At 50.8% G+C, this 394-nt stretch carries 1 pseudogene; it reads left to right on the top strand.

Annotated features, from left to right (window positions below):
• A pseudogene (locus EVJ21_RS15285) lies at positions 1-394 on the top strand (DUF4352 domain-containing protein); the annotation flags it as partial.

Genomic DNA, 394 nt, shown 5'->3' with positions numbered 1-394 from the left:
CGTCAAAGAAACGGAAGCGGAAGAACAAGAAGAAGCGGTTACCACGGAAGACGCTGAAGTATATGACAGTGAAATCGGCACGAACACGATTCACATGAAGAACACCGAGTTAACGATGAACGAGACGATGGGCTCGGTCAAGTTCAACGTCAATAAAGTCCAGACGTCTCGTCTGAACGTCGCGGAAGAGTATCTTGATATGTTCGACGGGAAAGACGAAGTGACGCTCGTCGTCGTGAACGTCACTGCCGAGAATACGGTCGATGACACGATTCACTTCTATCCGGACCAAGGCACGCTCGTCACGAACCCGGGTGAACAGATTGATGCCGATCTTTGGTTCTCGGATGACGTCGGCGGGGACTTCCTCGGAAAAGTGAAAAAGGAAGGGAAT

The sequence above is a fragment of the Exiguobacterium sp. SH0S2 genome (genome assembly GCF_004337185.1).
Taxonomy (GTDB): Bacteria; Bacillota; Bacilli; order Exiguobacteriales; family Exiguobacteriaceae; genus Exiguobacterium; species Exiguobacterium aurantiacum_A.
This window is presented reverse-complemented; position numbering and strand designations above follow the sequence as displayed.